The 17,264-nt window shown below is 39.9% G+C and carries 12 protein-coding genes and 1 pseudogene; 9 read left to right on the top strand and 4 right to left on the bottom strand.

Annotated features, from left to right (window positions below):
* Positions 1-280: integrase core domain-containing protein (locus CTN07_RS04445; RefSeq protein WP_146154878.1), on the top strand; the 280-nt coding region annotated here is incomplete at its 5' end.
* Here the strand turns inward: CTN07_RS04445 and CTN07_RS04440 are convergent.
* Positions 255-752: a hypothetical protein gene (locus CTN07_RS04440; protein ID WP_036763751.1), complete on the bottom strand. Its 498-nt coding sequence runs from the start codon at positions 750-752 to the stop codon at positions 255-257. The two genes, CTN07_RS04445 and CTN07_RS04440, sit on opposite strands and share 26 nt — an antisense overlap.
* A 596-nt stretch (positions 753-1,348) precedes the next feature.
* Between CTN07_RS04440 and dcuC the strand changes: the two genes are divergently transcribed.
* Positions 1,349-2,728, top strand: a complete 1,380-nt coding sequence (dcuC, locus tag CTN07_RS04435; protein WP_005299138.1) for a C4-dicarboxylate transporter DcuC — start codon at positions 1,349-1,351, stop codon at positions 2,726-2,728.
* A gap of 142 nt (positions 2,729-2,870) precedes the next feature.
* Here the strand turns inward: dcuC and CTN07_RS04430 are convergent, their stop codons facing one another.
* Complete coding sequence (locus CTN07_RS04430) at positions 2,871-3,752, bottom strand: hypothetical protein (protein ID WP_005299135.1); 882 nt, start codon at positions 3,750-3,752, stop codon at positions 2,871-2,873.
* 427 nt (positions 3,753-4,179) lie between these two features.
* Here CTN07_RS04430 and CTN07_RS04425 point away from each other — a divergent pair, with 427 nt between their 5' ends.
* Positions 4,180-4,524 (top strand): GreA/GreB family elongation factor, encoded by a 345-nt coding sequence (locus tag CTN07_RS04425; protein WP_036763749.1) that lies wholly within the window; start codon positions 4,180-4,182, stop codon positions 4,522-4,524.
* Between the two features lie 205 nt (positions 4,525-4,729).
* On the opposite strand, the gene katG is transcribed toward CTN07_RS04425, so the two are convergent.
* A complete protein-coding gene (gene katG, locus CTN07_RS04420) occupies positions 4,730-6,916 on the bottom strand; it encodes a catalase/peroxidase HPI (protein ID WP_005299132.1) in 2,187 nt (728 codons plus the stop codon).
* 606 nt (positions 6,917-7,522) lie between these two features.
* Here katG and speB point away from each other — a divergent pair.
* From speB to CTN07_RS04390, 6 genes and pseudogenes are all read left to right on the top strand, one after another.
* Positions 7,523-8,446, top strand: coding sequence for an agmatinase (speB, locus tag CTN07_RS04415; protein WP_005299129.1), 924 nt, complete (start codon positions 7,523-7,525; stop codon positions 8,444-8,446).
* Positions 8,447-8,611: 165 nt separating this feature from the next.
* A pseudogene (locus tag CTN07_RS04410) lies at positions 8,612-9,574 on the top strand (ABC transporter transmembrane domain-containing protein); the annotation flags it as partial.
* A 113-nt stretch (positions 9,575-9,687) separates the two neighbouring features.
* On the top strand, positions 9,688-11,100 hold the full coding sequence (locus CTN07_RS04405; protein WP_005299123.1) for a tyrosine-type recombinase/integrase: 1,413 nt from the start codon (positions 9,688-9,690) through the stop codon (positions 11,098-11,100).
* Between the two features lie 2 nt (positions 11,101-11,102).
* Positions 11,103-13,568 (top strand): hypothetical protein, encoded by a 2,466-nt coding sequence (locus CTN07_RS04400; protein ID WP_005299119.1) that lies wholly within the window; start codon positions 11,103-11,105, stop codon positions 13,566-13,568.
* 20 nt (positions 13,569-13,588) lie between these two features.
* Complete coding sequence (locus tag CTN07_RS04395; RefSeq protein WP_005299116.1) at positions 13,589-15,772, top strand: site-specific integrase; 2,184 nt, start codon at positions 13,589-13,591, stop codon at positions 15,770-15,772.
* Entirely contained in the window at positions 15,769-16,326 is a 558-nt protein-coding gene (locus tag CTN07_RS04390; RefSeq protein ID WP_050787755.1) for a hypothetical protein, read from the top strand. Before CTN07_RS04395 ends, CTN07_RS04390 begins: the two co-directional genes overlap by 4 nt.
* 225 nt (positions 16,327-16,551) lie before the next feature.
* Here the strand turns inward: CTN07_RS04390 and CTN07_RS04385 are convergent, their stop codons facing one another.
* The gene (locus CTN07_RS04385) at positions 16,552-17,262 is read right to left on the bottom strand and encodes an SLATT domain-containing protein (RefSeq protein WP_005299114.1); all 711 of its coding nucleotides are present in this window, start codon (positions 17,260-17,262) and stop codon (positions 16,552-16,554) included.
* Positions 17,263-17,264: the final 2 nt, after the last annotated feature.

The raw sequence follows: 17,264 nt of genomic DNA, 5'->3' as shown, positions 1-17,264 counted from the left end.
CCGACAATTATTATGGCGATGCCAGATTAAACAAAGTTTATCTCGGCGAGGAAATTGTTGGGATAACGCACCTATGGAGCGTTTCTTTAGAAGTTTAAAAACAGAATGGGTACCAAATGTAGGTTATTGTAGTTTTGCTGAAGCAAAACACGAAATCACTCGATATATTATTGGTTATTACAGCCAATTACGACCACATCAATATAATGGCGGATTAACACCGAATGAATCCGAACGATTATATTGGTTAACCTCTAATACTGTGGCCAGTATTTGTTGACCACTACATTTTGACGATTTTTGCACTTACGAATTTTTTCTTTAAATCGCTCTGACGTGTCAAAGTCAAAGTGTGGTTCATAGAAACCTAGCTCCAGCAACTCAACGTCATCATCATAAATGCCTATCTGATGGATGAGTGAGTCATATATACCTTTCTTCTCTTTGTAACTCGACTGGAGCTGCTCAATATCATTTGTGATCTTAAGATAAACTGCATTAGCTTCATCTTGGCGTAAGTTGAATGCTTGGCTTCTAATCTTAATCTCTTTATCCACATCAATGATGCCAGAATATTTCTTTTCATAGTCAGCAAGTGCTTGAGAAGTCTTTACGGTTTCTTGTTTAGAATCTTCGAGTTCTCGCTTTGTGGATTTCAGTCGAACAATAAAGATAAAAAGCGCCACAGCTAGTAATACAGAAATCACTAGAAATAGTAGTGGGGGTAATTTTTCGAATGCTAATTGAGGCATTATGACTCCTGATTAAAAAATCTATGGCGTAGTGTAATAAGATAATTAGGAGGTGTTATGCCACTTTTCGCCATTGTATTTTTTAAGATTTGAAAATAAAAGATAATGCAATAATACTTGTGGTATGCATATGGTGTCATTGCTACCGTAACACTTTGTTACTTTTAATATGGACAGCAAATAGCAAGGTTAAAGGCAGAAAAACTAATCCCAAATTACGTTAATACGATATATACGATATAAATGAGTATTTGAGATAACCAACAAGCTCTAACCCCATCAAAAAAACGAAACAAGCAGATAACCAAACCAACCATGTACCAACCGCCAACCACACTTATTTCCTAGCACCACAACAAATCAATCCCTTCTCTTTTATTCTTTAAAAAGTGGTTTTATATCTTAATTAAAATCACTTTTTAACATCATAAAAACAAAGGTAAAACAAAATATTATTATAAGCGTAATTTTACGTGATAAAAATCCAACTTATGACAATGGAGCCAACTTTTTATCTATTGTATGATTAATGCTCATTATTTTATATCGCAAATAACCAATAATAACTTATCTTTATTTGGATATTTGAGCTTAACATGGAATATATATTTACTTTATTTATAGTTGGTCTCGTTGCTTACTCAATGTTGAAGAAATTCAACCCTCAAGCAACGTTAATAACAGCAGGATTGTTACTTTTAGCTTATGCGTCTATTTCTGGAATTGCGCCAGTATTAGCAGAAGGTAAAACACAAGGCGCTCTATTTTTTGACTTATGGCAACGTTTTACCGAAATCACCAATACTCGCTTAGGTAAAGTCGGTTTAACATTAGTTTCTATTGCAGGTGTTTCGACCTATTTAAACCATATTGGTGCGTCACAAGCATTGGTGAAAGCCACCTCTCGCCCTGTTATGGCGGTCAAAAACCCCTATATTTTATTAATTTTAGTTTTGCTCTTTGTTTCTATTATGTATGTATTCATAACTGGAGCAACTTCTCTATCATTACTCTTAATGGGAACCTTATATCCCGTATTACGAAATGCGGGTGTCAGTGCAAAAACCGCAGTTGCAACCATTGTTATCCCAACAGCATGGGAATATGGCCCAGGACAAATAAATGCGGTTATTGGTGCAAATGCCATTAATGTTGAAATAATGGATTTTGTGGTTAATCACCAAACCATTTTCCAAGCATTATTATTGTTTACCATTCCTTTAGTTAATATTTTGTGGCAACGCCATTGTGACCGCAAAGATGGTTACGATCCAACTCAAGACCGTGGTAAATACTTAGCCACACTTGAAGCTCAACACGATGCGAATGATACGGTTCCTAAGTTTTATGCTTTACTGCCTGTATTGCCTTTCGTATTTTTGTTCGGCTTTTCGAGTATGGTCATGGAATCGATCACTATGACTATTCCAATTGCCATGATGTCTACAATTACCATTTGTGTAGTTATTGAGGCGATTCGTTTCCGTTCTATTCAACGTGCTTTTGATAATTTCGAAGCGTGGTTAAAAGGTACAGGAATGATTTTCGCTAGCGTATTAACTCTGATGATTGCTGCGGAATATTTTTCTGCGGGTTTAACCAACATCGGCGCCATTAATGCACTTATCGATACTGCAAAATCATTTGATTTAGGCCCTAGCGGTATTGTGGTGGTTTTCTCTGGCTTTATCTTACTAACCGCATTTATTACCGGTTCTGGTAATGCTCCTGTGATGGCTTTCATTCCAATTGTGCCTCAAATCGCAACAAATTTTGGAGTAAACCCTCTTCTACCACTGCTACCAATTCTATTTGCAGCTGGTATTGGCCGAACTATGTCACCTGTTGCGGGTGTAATTATTACGGTTTCAGGAATGGCAGGATTAACACCAATTGATGTTATCAAACGTACCAGTGTTCCTATGTTGAGCAGTATGGTTGTGGTATTAATTATGGCGGTGATTCAGTATTCATAATACCTAATAAAGCAAAGAGCTAGCCTTAATAAAGTGACCCTATAACGTGGGGCTAGCTCTTTTTAATAAGATGCATTTAACTGTAATTTTAACGTCCTATATTATCCCATCTGGCTATCGAGATAATAAACAGTAAAAATGGCTACTTAGTATAAAAACTCACATCTACAGTACCAATTAACGCCTTGGTTAATGGGTTCTTCTCAGTTGTCAGTAGCAGTTTATCAGCACCATCCCAATGTATGCCTTCCCATTGACCGTAGATCCCTAACCGCTTATACACCGCCGTTGACCAATCTAATCGGTCATTTTTCACTTTCACTAACCAAATAAAAGCGTATCCAAGCAGCATGTCTTTACGATAACCCACTAACGCCATGGTTTGAGTTTGAGGATTATAATCTGCTCCCGTAATGAGCCCTGCAGTTGGATAAGTTGCAACAGGCTTTAATAGTTGACGCTGCGCACTCTTACTTAAAACATACAGCTGAGATTGCTCATCGTTCCAATTTTTACTAAATAGCCAGATCTTATCGCCTACACTAGCAATAGCTTCACTATCAAAATTGTGTTGATAGGTCTTTGCCTTATGGAAGTTTTTAAACTGATACCGAATCACATTGTACGGCATTACGGAATGGTATTTTTCTACGTCACTAATACGCAGTTTATAAATGACTCCCCCATTACGACGCGTACTGTTATTACCAGTATCACCGACATAGAGATAGCGTTCATCTTGGGTTAGATCTTCCCAATCGTAGTTCTTATTGCCTTTAATTGAGACGGTTTTTGTAACGGTTTTATAGTCAGGAGAGAGCTGATAAATCTCGTTTTTACCACCACTGTCATTATGAGTCCAAACCCGATTGTTGATCACCGCAAGTCCTGATGTCTCATTCACTTGCACAGGGAGATCCGCTTGAACATCGATATGTAGGGGTTTTCGCACAAAATGCACTTCGGAAGATGAACAAGCCGTCGAAGTCGCAAGTATGCACAGTGATAGGAATAATCGTTTCATGATAGCTCTATAATGAAAAAAACATTAGTAGCATACCATAGTCAATCTGATGCGGTTAGTCTCATACTTTGGGTTATTTCAATTTACTGTCATTTTTCTCCCTTTTTCATCCATTTTTAAATACGATAACTGTTTCAATTTATTTCCCTCTCTTTTCATTATTTAAATAGGCTAAAACTCTAATAATAGATGGCTAATATTCTTTAGTTCTAATAAAAATCAGAAAACCAACTAACACTCTAAAATAGTCATAATTTGAATAAAAAATACAATTCGATATGCTGTCTTCAACTAGTTATTAAGGAGTCGTTATGAGAGGTTATCGCCTTATCTTCCTGTATTTAATTACCCATATTAAATCGTGTAATTAAATAAACCCATACCGTCAATTTAGTTTGAAATGGCTGGGTATAATAGAGGAAGAACTATGCTCAGTTTATTAAAGAATTCGCTATCTCTAGCAATAAAGCCCCATATACTTGAAAACTTACTGAATAAAATTGATAAAACAGAAAAAAACAGTTTTGATTCAGAAATGGTATATGTTGATTCTATTGTCACAATTCGTGACCTTGTGGGACACCAAGATTACTGCTATCAACTCAGTATTCCTGGATGTGTGACTAAAGACTCTCGCCCTTTATCCATCTTGTCACCTCTTGGCTCTGAACTGATTGGACGCCGTGTCGGTGATGATATTTATGCCAAAGAAAATGGTAAATATCTGTGGTTTAAAATAATGGCAGTAAAAAACAAACATAATGTTCATTAATATAATATTTACTTACATAAGGATATGATCATGGCTCGATATAATACAAAGAAAAAAGCTCAACGAACGTTAAAAGAAAAACGAATGGAAAAACGTAATAAGAAAACATCTGAATAAATCTTAACGTAACTTGAAATAAAAAACGCCCTAACATTTAATTAGGGCGTTTTATTTGGTTATTCTAAATTAATTACTTAACTAGAATTTATTTTTTAAGGTCAAAACGGTCAGCGTTCATCACTTTAACCCAAGCATTTACGAAGTCATTTACAAACTTCTCTTCTGAGTCAGCACAAGCATAAACTTCTGCTAGAGCACGAAGCTGTGAGTTAGAACCAAATACTAGGTCTACGCGAGTTGCTGTCCACTTCTCTTCACCAGTCTTACGGTCTGTACCGACAAACACGTCTTCATCAACTGAGGTTGGTTTCCAGCTAGTTGCCATATCTAATAGATTTACGAAGAAATCATTTGTTAGGGCTTCTTTACGCTCAGTAAACACACCGTATTGAGTGTGATCATGGTTAGTATCTAGAACACGCATACCGCCAACAAGTACTGTCATTTCAGGCGCTGTTAGTTTAAGTAATTGTGCACGATCTAGTAGCAACTCTTCTTGTGATACAGAGAATTTCTTCTTCTCAAAGTTGCGGAAACCATCAGCCATTGGCTCAAGAACGGCAAATGAATGAACATCTGTTTGCTCTTGTGATGCATCCATACGACCTGGTGCAAATGGTACAGAGATATCACGACCTGCATTTTTTGCAGCCATTTCAATACCAACACCACCAGCAAGTACGATAAGGTCAGCAAGAGATACGGTCTTCTCAAAACGCGCTTGAATACCTTCAAGAACATTAAGCACTTTATCTAGTTGCTCTGGTTCGTTCGCTACCCAATCTTTTTGTGGAGATAGTCGGATACGAGCACCGTTTGCACCACCACGCATGTCTGAACCACGGAAAGTAGAGGCAGATGCCCATGCTGTTGATACAAGTTCACGTACAGACAGACCAGATGCTGCGATTTCTTGTTTTAGTTTCGCAATATCAGCATCATCCACTAGCTCGTGATTTACGGCTGGGATTGGATCTTGCCAAATAAACTCTTGTGCTGGAACTTCTGAACCAAGGTAACGAGCACGAGGACCCATATCACGGTGAGTCAGTTTAAACCATGCACGAGCAAACGCATCAGCAAACTCTTGTGGTTTCTCAAAGAAGCGACGAGAGATTTTCTCATACGCAGGGTCGAAACGTAGAGAAAGGTCTGTAGTTAGCATTGTTGCTTTGTGCTTCTTATTAGGATCAAAAGCATCAGGGTGAACTTCGCCGCCTTTAGATACCCACTGGTATGCACCTGCTGGGCTCTTTTCTAGTTCCCACTCATTGTAGAATAGGCTGCTAAAGAAACCGTTACTCCACTCTGTTGGTGTTGTAGTCCAAGTAACTTCTAAACCACTTGAGATAGTATCGCCTGCTTTACCACTACCAAAGCTTGAAGTCCAACCAAGACCTTGCTCTGCAATACCCGCAGCTTCTGGCTCTGGACCTACATGAGCCGCATCGCCTGCACCGTGAGTCTTACCGAATGTGTGACCACCTGCGATTAGCGCTACCGTTTCTTCATCATCCATTGCCATACGAGCAAATGTTTCACGAATATCATGAGCAGCTAATAGAGGATCAGGATTACCATCTGGACCTTCTGGGTTCACATAGATAAGACCCATTTGTACTGCTGCTAGTGGGTTTTCAAGATCACGCTGCTCTTCTTCTTTCTCGTAACGAGTATCATCAGCAAGCCATGCGGTTTCTTTACCCCAGTAGATATCTAACTCTGGTTCCCAAATGTCTTGACGACCACCAGCAAAGCCTAGTGTTTTAAAGCCCATTGATTCAAGAGCTACGTTACCAGTAAGAATCATCAGGTCAGCCCAAGAAATTTTCTTACCGTATTTTTGTTTGATAGGCCAAATTAGACGACGTGCTTTATCAAGGTTTACGTTATCTGGCCAGCTGTTTAGAGGAGCAAAACGTTGGTTACCAGTACCTGCCCCGCCACGGCCATCACCTGTGCGGTAAGTACCTGCACTGTGCCATGCCATACGAATGAAGAAAGGACCGTAATGACCAAAGTCTGCAGGCCACCACTCTTGTGAATCTGTCATAAGATCACGCAAGTCTTGCTTAACTGCTTCAAGATCTAATGTTTTAAATTCTGCCGCATAGTCAAAATCTTCACCCATTGGGTTTGACTTACGGTCATGTTGATGAAGTAGATCTAGTTTAAGTTGATTTGGCCACCAATCGCTTGGTGATGTACCGTTACCTGGATTTACGGCTGGATTCACAACAGTTTCGTTGTTGTGGAAGGGACATTTAGACATCACTGTTCTCCTAATTATTTTACTTAACACCTAATGACGCAGGCGTTGTTTATTCCTATTAAGGATACGTTGGTCTTATAAATTCGCAACCATATGCATGTTACTAAATATGCAAATTAACTATGAACTTTTAAGCTGATAACCAAATTGTATAAGCTGTAATCGATAGTTAATCTAAGTCCGATTTAGAATTCATAACACCTTGACCGTTAACACTGTATTTCATTACAAAATAAATCGTTTCTTATCGCTCGATTCATTCGATGCACTAAATTTAATCCACAGTTGCTAATAAAACCAATTTTCCTTTTCTATTGTATTGATAGGTTTTAATTATTAGTTGTAAGCATGATTTGATTTTGTTTTCACTTCTCGTAATGCCACAGCAAAATACCCACGATTTAAAGAGAACAATTTTACTTTTAAATATTCATGACAATTTCTTATCGAGACCAGAAAACCACTTCGTTAGACATTCGCTCCTTTTTCCCACATAAAGCAATTGTCACCTATGATTAAAATAAGTGACAATTGTTAATGTTTCATCGCACAGTGAAATGTATCTCTATTGATTTTTAGCTCGTTTATGGGCTTATGAGGCTTAATATGAATGATTTGTTTACTAAAACTGATTATTCCTTGTACTCCAATGCAATGACTTTTGTACGCGTACCTTATGTGCGTAACCCTATCAATACCGATGCTGATATGGTTATCTTAGGTGCGCCGTTAGATCTCGCTACATCGGGTAGACCAGGAGCTCGCCTTGGTCCTGATGCAATACGTAAAGCCTCAGTCAATCTAGCGTGGGAAAGTAAAAAGTTTCCTTGGGATTTCAATTTACTCGAAGAAGCTAAGGTCATTGATGCTGGTGATTTAGTCTTCGATAGTGGTGATGCAGAAGATTTTACAACGCGATTAGAAGCCGCGGCCGATGCAATTTTGGCTGATGGTAAAACCGTGTTGACTCTGGGTGGCGATCACTTTGCTACTCTGCCGCTGCTAAGAGCGTATGCAAAACATTACGGTAAAATGGCGCTCATTCATTTTGATGCCCATACCGATACTTATCCACATGGTAGCCGTTATGATCACGGAACCATGTTTTATCATGCGCCAAATGAAGGGTTAGTTGATCCTGCCCACTCAGTTCAAATTGGCATTAGAACCGAATATAAGAAAGAAAATCACGGCTATCATGTTATCAATGCTATGGATGCGAATGATTTGTCTGTTGCAGAAATTGTGGCTCAGATAAAACAGACAGTTGGTGATATGCCGGTCTATCTAACTTTCGATATTGATTGTTTAGATCCTGCTTTTGCGCCGGGTACAGGAACACCTGTTATTGGTGGGATTACCTCAGATAGAGCATTAAAAATCATCCGTGGACTGACTGATATTAATTTGGTTGGTATGGATGTGGTGGAAGTTTCTCCCGCTTATGATCACAGTGATCTCACATCGCTTGCAGCGGCAACCATTGCTCTTGAGCTGATGTATCTGTGGGTAGCCAATCGTAAGGGATAATACTTCTAATCAAGACAGATAATATTAAGCGCGGCATTATTGTTGCGCTTACATTCACACTTTTGCCACTCCCTTCTCTCTCTTATTGCTCGAAAAATACTTCTTCCCTATCCTTTAACTAGTGCTTTTATCTCACTTCCTATCTTATTTCAGCTCAGGTGAATTATGTTCAAGCGTTTTGAAAAATTAACGCAAGCTTTTCCAAAAGACGATCCCAGCCAGCCCCCGAATACCATTTTTGCTTTTTGTCGCTATTACACGCGAGGATTTGAAAAGCCACTTATTATGGTTGCTTTATTAAGTGCTGTTATTGCCATGATTGAGGTTGCACTATTTGGTTTTATGGGACAACTGGTAGATTGGCTGGCAGCAAGCGATCCGAAAACATTCTTAAGTGAAAATGCCGGCAAATTGTTTGGTATCAGCTTGGTCATTTTGATTGTGATGCCACTGTTAGTGTTACTCTCATCTTTGCTTTCACACCAATCATTGTTGGGCAACTATCCAATGTCAATTCGTTGGAAAGCACACCGATACTTACTGAACCAGAGCCTATCTTTTTATCAAGATGACTTTGCTGGTCGTATTGCGACAAAAGTAATGCAAACCTCATTAGCTGTTCGCGAAACAGTCATGAAAACCGCCGATGTGTTTGTCTATGTGCTGGTGTATTTTACTTCCATGCTGGTGATTCTTGCTCAAGCTGATTGGTTGTTAATGATCCCTATGGTGGCTTGGTTAATCGCTTATATTGCCATTCAATTACACTTTGTTCCCAAACTTAAGCAAGTTGCGACAGAGCAAGCCGATGCTCGTTCTTTAATGACGGGCCGTATAGTGGATAGCTACACCAATATTTCGACGGTAAAACTGTTTTCTCATAGCACCAGAGAAACCGATTATGCCGAAGATGGCATGAAAGGCTTCTTAAAAACTGTCTACCAACAAATGCGCTTGGTAACAGGTTTTGATGTTTGTGTGCAATTGGCAAACTATTCCCTACTCTTTATTATCTCGGCGCTGTCGATTTATTTATGGATGCAAGGAGCTATTGAAATTGGGGCTATTGCGATTGCAATCAGTTTAGCATTACGTATCAATGGTATGTCGATGTGGATTATGTGGGATAATGTTGTCTAAATCATTAGACCAAAAATGTACTAAAAATAGAAGCAAAATAATTAGACTAAAAAGTTAGACGAAGCTATAGTATCTCCATAATAACTAAAGGAGATGCATGGATGGCAAGGCAGCGCAAATTAGTATCATCCGAGTACGCAAATGGTGACTACACATCGGTTACTCTAGCTGTTGAACGAAAACCAGTTCTTGAGTTTGTTCATGATGACAACGGAGAGCTAAAACCATCAATTAAAGAACGCATCAACCCCACGATGGTAACCATCCCTCTACTCACTGACCCTTCTGGGGCACTAGTCTTTCCTGCAAACTTATACCTTCACCATGTTGCACAAGATAGCGTCGAGCTATCAACTCTAAACACGCACTCACAAGCGCTTCTCCTATTTTATCGCTGGCTACGACTTGCTGGTAAAACCATCTATGACTGCTCTAGTGAAAGGGAAGAAGGTGTTGTTTACGGGTTTCGTGATTTCTTAGTCGATAATCTTAAGCGTGACGTTGTTGTTGATGGTGAAGTCACTACAGAGGGCATCTGGGAGGCTAGTACAGCAGCTACATACGTGGGTGTCATAATCCAATTCTACGAGTTCATGCATGTCGAGAGAATCATTCGCATGTCAGAGAACTTTATTCCTTTTGAATACACAACGAAGCGGATTAGGAAGCGCAATGGCAAAGGCAGAAAGCGTGGTGTGGAAAAGGTCAACCAACACGACATATTAGGTCATACCAAGGTTGGCGATAAAGACTTTATCAGTGTGAATACAACAGGATTGCTAAAGCCATTTAAAGGTGCCAAGCCTAATGCAAGCACTAGTCACAAGCTGACACCAATGCGCGAAGATGAAAAGCGTATCTTCTACAGCTACCTAAAGCTTGATAGCAACTTTGAGTCGGCATCTGAAGTGAAGAACTTGATGCTGTACTTGGCAACAGAAGTCGGCGTGAGGGTTGAAGAGTTAGTAACTTTTCCTGCCAGTGAAGTTAGATATCCATCACCAGAACTGGACACGATTCCGGTCTTGCTGTCTCCGGTAAAGAACGGCTGCCAAACCAAGTATGACAAAGCTAGGACAATTCAAGTTCCTAGAAAAGTAATGGATGCACTCTTCTTGTATAAAACTAGTAAAGCAAGGGTGCGTGCTGAGAGTAGAGCGTTGGTTAAACACAATTGTTTATTTGTTTCGCACACAGAGGGTCGCTATTACAGCCCTAACACTATAGAGAAGCACTTTGAGTCAATCAGGAAGAATATCAGATTAACTCACAAGGACTGGTACTTTACAGTACACGACACTAGGGCAACGTTTGCCACACACTGGCTATACGAGCAACACGCTAGCCGTGGTCTTATTTTCGACATGCTACTGACTGAGCTGGCTGAGTTAATGGGGCACGAACAAACAGCAACCACCCAGAAATACATCGACCACATGAATAACGACAAGCACTGGCGTGAGTTTGCACAGAGAAAGAATAACTATATGAAAGCGCTTATGAGGAATCAGTAACTATGGCAAAAAGTCCTATCGCCAGCGTTAAAAAAGCGACAACACCACCGCCGCCATCTTCTAATGGAGCGGCTGTTGAACAGCTTGATATGGTTGTGGTTCTTGATAATCCATTAGGCTCTGCAAAGGCTACTACGACATTTAATCTAAAGAGGCTTTGTCACAAACAATGCGATCCCTCACAAGAATTGGCTATTCCTTGTCGCCGAAAAATGGTGAAGAAGTTTTATAAAGATATTATCCAAGGAATGAAAGATGGCATGTCACATGCCACTCTAATAAGGAACATCGATGTTTTCATCGCATACCTTAGAGGTTCAGACACCCTTAATGTTGATCCATTTTCAGAAGATGGCTACAAGGCTATGCACGACGCAAGTTGGGAAAAGGTTGTTGTTGCAACCGAAGCAAAGAAATATATTTTCCAGTATGAAGATGGTGAGCAATTAGGATATAAAGAGGGCACTGCTCAATCGATTAAAGTCAAACAAGATACGATATTGAATAAAATCGGATTCGATGTTGGTAGGCTCCAATCATCTCTAAAGCAATTCAAAACAGACAGAAGACCCACTACGGTTCCATATGTACCAAACGAATGGCAAACAATGCTGCGTCGTTTGAACTATTACTTTACTAACCTTGCGACTAGGTTGATTGCTTACAAAGATGCTAACCCAACCCTTCCGCCTCCCGATGTTTTAAAGGATGTTGTGATTGATGTGGTTGATGGCAAGGAAATCACCATTGATTTAAAGTCAACGATTAGGCGCGGATCGATTTCAGCCAACTCCCCGTTTAATCAGGCAATGGCTTCAGGATATTTACTTTTTTCTTATTACACAGCATTTAATACAACTACAATTCTGGACGTTCGTCACCCAATTAGCATCATAAAGGAAGAACGAGCAGGCAGAACTTCTCGCACAGTTAAAGTTAAAGGTTATAAAGGTCGTTCAAACTCAGAAGTTAGAGCGTTATTTGAATCTCTAGATGAATCTTTGCATGTGGTTTCAAATGATGCTAACGAAGATGCTGGCATCGTAGTTACTGATATAGATAAACGAGATACCAACGGAATAGAAGATGGAGTGACATTTATTGAAGTTCTATCAACCCTTTCTGAAATTTACTCCACAGAAGATTTTGGGCGACTATTTTATATTTACACAACTAATGGGGTTGGACTATTCGATGATCATATTATTCCTTTAGTAGCAATGAATTTGGGGTTATATTCATCATCTAGATACGGATTGGCTGATTATTTTATCAAATTGTTTTACGACTTATACAATGGTAACACTTATCCTCTATACTCTGTTGTTAATACACCTCTCCGTGGAAAAGTTGTTAATAAATCATTAGTGGAACCGACAGAAGCTAAATCATTAACTAGAAGATTAAGATCGATGGTGTTTGGCGCTATTCAATGCCTTACAGATGTTGAACTAAAGGGAATTATTATGCCTCTAGAGTATGGTGAACCTGATGATGATGGCAATATAAAAGTCAGGTTCAAATACGATGATGGTAGAGATGGTGATTTTGTTGTCCCTGTCCAATATAAAGAGTTTCTGAAAAAAGTCGAATCTTATTCTAATGCTTTCAATCCAATCCCAACGCCGAAAAATGCAGATGGTACGGGGAAGGTATCTTTTAAAGAACCATATCTATTACCATTGGGAGCCAAATACAACACAACACAGTGGAATACCCCAAAAGAGGTATTGGGTAGAAATTTTTTAAAGGACTATGGTCTAGGTTATGATGACTTTTATCTTTCTTTATTATCTAGCCGAATAAGGGCAACAACAAGTAATCAAGAGTATTCCCCTGAAGATAATGGTTTTTCCGCAAAAGAAATATTACAGAATTCTCTGGAGACTCTTATGGTTTCTTACCTGAATGGTCACCCAACAGAGAATCAAAGAATGGCGTCTCAGGGAATGAATAGCCTCGTCAGGATTGCATCAGGGCAAAGCAGAAATGATGCCGTGGCTTCCTTGAAAACTGAGTTAGGTATCCCAGTGTTGGCGTATGAGGAATACAAAGCGAGGAATATGCCTACCAACCCGAATGGTGTGCTTTGCGATGGTGTAGCTAGAGTGTCCGGTAAAGACGGAACGCATTACGGTGCTAAAAAGTTTGCCAACAAAGAGATTGAAGGTGCTGACGTTGGTGACATTCCATGTTACCAGTACGACCTGTGTGTGAAGTGTAATAGTGCGGAATTAGTGGATGATGTACACGCCGTATATAAGCTAATCAGTTTTATTGATGCTCTAGAAGACGCAATTCACTTATTTCCAGAGAGAGCCAACGTTATAGAGTCACGAGTGGCGGCATTTTATAGTAAGTTGGATACATTGCCAGAATCCACAAGAGAAAAGGCTGAAGAAATTCTTGATGAGAATGGGCGCTATTTCATGTTTGAAGAACATAGTTCAGTTATGCAATATCTTTAACATCAAGGAAGCTGATTAATATGATCGTACTGAAGCCACTGCAAAAAAATGAAGCGTTGCCACTAGGATCGGCTGAAACTAATGCTCCTTGTGATGCCAGTAGCGCCGCTGTTAAGTTAGCCTTAAAAAGTGGCGACTATGCCTTTTTAGAAAATATTACTGTTTATGAAGATAGAAAAATTGTAATCAAATTCAGCTCTGATGTCTGGGAGTTTAATAAAAGCACCTTAAATAATAAAAGCATTGCTAATTTAAATTTTCACCTTAATAAAGAACTTGGTGCCAATGTTACTCCAATCGCTTCGAAGGAAGCAGAAAGGAACTTCATTAACCAAATTAAAGCATATGCTTTGGCGGTAATTTACCACTCAGCAGAGGTTGTTGAATTATCGACCCTTACTGCAAGGATAACCAACCTAAAGTGTTTTGCTTCAATGGCGCTTAGGTATGGTCTTAACGGTTTTGAAGATATAACAGAAGAAACGCTGTCAGACTGGATTGCTGATGGATTTGATTTAAGTCAGCAGTTGATGTTTGTAGGTTTAAATTCACTAAGAAAATATGGTGGCACCCTTTCATTTGAGGTGCAACTACCACATTTAACACATAAAAAGCTAAATATTAAGAAAGCTGACACTCAACAAAATGAGGTTATCCCTTTTAGGATCTGGTCTGAACTTGTAAATTCTTTTATTAAGGAGGTGCAAGAGGCATACAAGCATCGACATGAACTACAAAAGTTAACAGAAGAAATGTTAAAAGCTGGTGATAAAGCTGAAAAGAAAGCCATCAGCAACATTAGGGTTGGCGCAAGATCCTTTGATAAAAGAGAAAAAGAACGACTAGAAACATCAGAATTTTTATCAGCATTAAAAGCTGAAGGCATCAACCTTATCGATTACGAACAAAACGACCGATGGCTACAACTTTTTAATGAGAATAAGGTAATTCTGTCGCTTAATAACTATACAAAAAAATTAACATTTAAGTTCCAAGGAAAGGAATTGCGTTTTGCTGAAGCAAAAGAATACTTGTCGCGGATATGCAATGTATGCTCATGGTTGGCGTTACTTTTATCAGGGATGCGCATTGATGAACTTTACGCGTTACATCCTCAGTTCGGTGCCCAAGACATTGATCTTCCAATCGGAAACTCATTACGCAAGAAAGAGACGATATACATATTTACAACAAGGCAGTCAAAAATAACTCCAACCACACAGAAGCTTGACGACACTTACGTCACTACGGTTGATGGTTACAAAGCCTTTCATGTACTAAATGCGCTGTCAGCGCCTTATAGGGCATACATTAAAGAAGTCAAATCTGACACTATGTTTGTTGATTTAAAAAGAGCTTCCTCTCATCGTCAACGAACCAAGACAGCCCTTGGTCGAACCCTGATCAGATTCATCGCTAAGGAAAGTGGTGTTGATATGAGCTTAACTCAAGTGGATATTGATAATTTGAGTATTTCTGAAGGTAAGCAGACACATAATGTAGATGAACAGTACAAAATTACGCCTCACCAAGCAAGAAGGAGCCTTGCCTACTACCTTGTTGGTTATGAGCTATGTTCATTTCCAGCTTTAAAACAACAATTGGGGCACTTTTCAATGGCGATGACACGTTGGTACGCAAGAAATGCAACCAAATACCCAACGTTTTGGAAAGAAGTTAGCGACTTAAGAATATCAGAGAAGGCTGATATTTGTGTGCGTATCTTCAAACGCCTAGCCAATGGTGAACGACTTGCTGGCGGTAAAGGGGCTGCGTACTTGAGAGAGATCCAAAACAACCCCAATTACTTTGAGGATGGCACCAACAAACGACTTCTGACAAAAGAATACTGGGAAGAAAAGCTCAGAACTGGCAAGCAGCACATCCACGCTATTGCCCCTTCTATGTATTGCAGCAATGATAAGTGCTCAATGCGTCTGGCAATAGACCTGACCGAGTGTGTTGATTGTGAGTTTGACTACATTGAGAATGTTGCTTATGCCGAAAGCGCTCGCATGAACGCAATGTATCGGCTAGAGCGCCTAGCATCTGAGGGTGAGCTGAATCCAAGCGTGGCGTCATCCTGTTATATGACCATCCTTGCTAGCGAACGCATTATGAAAGACTTAGATTTTAAGTATGAACCCTACCAAGTGCCCGAAGCTGTTAAGAGTCTTGTTATTGATTTTAAGGTGATGGCATGAAGCGCAGACGTAATCCCCAGCAAACAAAGCAAGCACTCTTTGACGCGCTTGATAGGCTAGTTCGCCAAGAGCCTGAGCATCCAGATTTGAAAGACCGAATTGCCGCTGGCAAGGAAGTTAAAATTAATAAAGCCAATGTCGAGAAAGAGGCTGGGCTGTCGAATAATGCCGCCAAAGGTCACCAAGATGTCCTTGATGCAATTGAGGCTACATTGGTTAGAAAAGAGTTTGGCGACAGCAACATAACCGATGATGTGATCAAGAGGCACCCTGCCTACCAAGATCTGAAATCAAAGTACGATAGCGGGTTAGAAGCCCGTAAGAAGCTAAGAAAGCAAAAGGAAGACCATCAAGCAGAATTAGAGCGCAAAGATGAGGCAATAAGCAAACATTTGGCACATACACACGAGCTACTTGTCAGTTTGTGGAACGCCATCCCTCCTCAGGATGTCGATGCTCGAATGAGAGCTGCAAAAGATTTAGCAAATATCATTGATGTCAACTTCAATCAAAATGGTGCCAAGGTTCGAGCGGCGGAGGATGATGAAAACTGAAGTGCCTAAACTAAGTTAGTTCGTAGTGAGCTTCATACGGCAGTTAATGTGAGCACCACAACAAGAAATGTGCAATTATTAAATCGTTTAATAATTTATACTAATTCAATTATATCAATTGGTTAATAACGAACCAATACATGTTCGAGTTAACACAGGCAGATGATGAACCTAAATTAACACCCTTGACATAGCAAAAAGGACACATTACGTGTCCTTTTGTTGTTATTTAGCTACTTCACTATCCTGTTTTGGTTCTGGCGTGGCATCCTTGGCTAAAGCTGGTTCTAATCCCGGTGCGAGCTGTTCTTGCCAACAACCAACACAAGGCTCAGAAACCCACGCCCAAGTCTTGCTTGTGATGCACAATGGGTTTAGCCATAACAAGGCAGCGACTATGGCACCGATGATCACCGCACGCAGACTTAGTGGAACTTTGTCATTAAAGCCGAGTTCAAGTTCCTTGCTCATCCAGTCACTATTGTGCTCAGAAAAGACTTTGTAATGGGCATACCATGAGGACATTAGCACCGGAGGCATAGTGCCAACAGCTCGATGATCAGCCTGCGCTTGCGCTAAGTCAGCTCTCGCCTTGGCAACAGATTCTGTATCTTGTACATCAATCTCACAGTAAATATGCTCTAGCTTCTTGCTGATGTCAGTCAGACTAACCCCTGTAGCTTCATACTGCCCCTTTTGAAGCTCTCTTGGCTTGAGGGTGATTCCAATGATACCGATAATAAGTAAAAGTGCCGCTAAAGCCTTACTATTGAACTCGGCAAATGCCAAGCCAAGCACACCAAAAGACAGCGAAATTACGCTGATCATCGTCGGAAGCTTCTCGCAGATATCAAATGACGCAAAATGAAGCTTGGCGCTGTAGAGTACGTTGTAATACTCTCTTGCCACTTGCTTTTTAATCGTCTGTTCTGTCATAA

Origin of the sequence: Photobacterium damselae, from assembly GCF_003026815.1 — a bacterium.
GTDB classification, from domain to species: domain Bacteria; phylum Pseudomonadota; class Gammaproteobacteria; order Enterobacterales; family Vibrionaceae; genus Photobacterium; species Photobacterium damselae.
The sequence above is the reverse complement of the archived record's forward strand: the minus strand, read 5'-3'. Positions and strand labels throughout refer to the sequence as shown.

Excerpts from the sequence above, each read along its gene's own strand:
- CTN07_RS04430 (WP_005299135.1), bottom strand. The coding sequence starts at position 3,752 with ATGAAACGATTATTCCTATCACTGTGCATACTTGCGACTTCGACGGCT.
- CTN07_RS04425 (WP_036763749.1), top strand. The coding sequence starts at position 4,180 with ATGCTCAGTTTATTAAAGAATTCGCTATCTCTAGCAATAAAGCCCCAT.
- dcuC (WP_005299138.1), top strand. The coding sequence starts at position 1,349 with ATGGAATATATATTTACTTTATTTATAGTTGGTCTCGTTGCTTACTCA.
- katG (WP_005299132.1), bottom strand. The coding sequence starts at position 6,916 with ATGTCTAAATGTCCCTTCCACAACAACGAAACTGTTGTGAATCCAGCC.
- CTN07_RS04385 (WP_005299114.1), bottom strand. The coding sequence starts at position 17,262 with ATGACAGAACAGACGATTAAAAAGCAAGTGGCAAGAGAGTATTACAAC.
- CTN07_RS04405 (WP_005299123.1), top strand. The coding sequence starts at position 9,688 with ATGGCAAGGCAGCGCAAATTAGTATCATCCGAGTACGCAAATGGTGAC.
- CTN07_RS04440 (WP_036763751.1), bottom strand. The coding sequence starts at position 752 with ATGCCTCAATTAGCATTCGAAAAATTACCCCCACTACTATTTCTAGTG.
- speB (WP_005299129.1), top strand. The coding sequence starts at position 7,523 with ATGAATGATTTGTTTACTAAAACTGATTATTCCTTGTACTCCAATGCA.
- CTN07_RS04395 (WP_005299116.1), top strand. The coding sequence starts at position 13,589 with ATGATCGTACTGAAGCCACTGCAAAAAAATGAAGCGTTGCCACTAGGA.
- CTN07_RS04390 (WP_050787755.1), top strand. The coding sequence starts at position 15,769 with ATGAAGCGCAGACGTAATCCCCAGCAAACAAAGCAAGCACTCTTTGAC.
- CTN07_RS04400 (WP_005299119.1), top strand. The coding sequence starts at position 11,103 with ATGGCAAAAAGTCCTATCGCCAGCGTTAAAAAAGCGACAACACCACCG.